The sequence below is a fragment of the Bradyrhizobium sp. PRIMUS42 genome (genome assembly GCF_023006515.1).
In the GTDB taxonomy this organism is placed as follows: Bacteria; Pseudomonadota; Alphaproteobacteria; order Rhizobiales; family Xanthobacteraceae; genus Bradyrhizobium.
The window spans coordinates 1-1026 of record NZ_JALBGZ010001251.1 but is presented as its reverse complement, the minus strand read 5'-3'; the positions used below and the strand labels follow the sequence as shown (position 1 = coordinate 1026).

1 protein-coding gene is annotated in these 1026 nt (G+C 68.2%); it reads right to left on the bottom strand.

The features are described 5' to 3' along the window. Window positions 1-1026, bottom strand: a 1026-nt coding sequence (locus tag MOV75_RS39450; RefSeq protein WP_247008244.1) for a penicillin-binding transpeptidase domain-containing protein, incomplete at both ends; no start/stop codon positions are given.

Here is a 1026-nt window from a genome sequence, read left to right as displayed (position 1 = left end):
GCCCGATCAGGCCAGGGACCGGCGCGCCGTCGGGCCGGCCGACCCAGACGCCGATGGTCATCCGGCCGTCGAACCCGACCGACCACGCGTCGCGATAGCCGTAGGAGGTCCCGGTCTTGAAGGCGATGCGGTTGTGAGCGGCATTCTCAGGCGGCGGCGTGCCCAGCAGCACGTTGCCGACCTGCCATGCCGCGACCTGATCCAGCAGCCGAAGCGGTTCGCGGTCGTCCCTGTCCGCCATGATCTCGCGCAGCGTCTTGGTGGTGCCGAGGCGGGCAAAGCCCGTGTAGAGCTGGGCGAGATCCTGCAGCGTCACGCCGACGCCGCCGAGCCCCATGGCAAGCCCGGGCGCTTCGTCCTTGGGCAGCACGAGATTGCCGCCGGCCTGCCGCAACCGCGAGGCCAGCCGGCTGGAGCCGACGCGGTCGAGCAGCACGATCGCCGGGACGTTCAGCGACAATTGCAGCGCCTTCCTCACCGGCACCGTGCCCTGGAAAGTCATGTCGAAATTCTCGGGCGCGTAGGAGCCGAAGCGGACGGGACGATCGTCGATCAGGCTTTCCGGATGAACGAAGCCGTCCTCGAAAGCGAGCCCGTAGATGAAGGGTTTCAGCGTCGAGCCAGGCGAGCGGATCGCACGGGTCATGTCGACCTGCCCTGCCCGGCTCTCGTCGAAATAATCGGCTGAACCCACGCGGGCGAGCACGTCCCCGCTCTCATTGTCGACCACGATGATGCCGACGGAGATGTTCGGCCCGAGCGCAAGAGCGCGGTCGCGCGCCAGCGGCTCCAGCACCTTCTGCAAGTTCGCGTCGAGCGTGAGCTTGATGACCGGCGTGTCCTTGACCGTCGACAGCGCGGTGTCGGAGGCATGCGGCGCCAGGATCGGCATCGGCTTGCGCAGTTTTGGCACGGGCACGGTCTTGGCCTGCCTCGCGTCGTCGGCGCTGACCATTTGCTCCTCGACCATGCGGTCGAGCACGCGGTCGCGCGCCTTGCGCGCGGCTTCGGGATGGCGATCGAGCC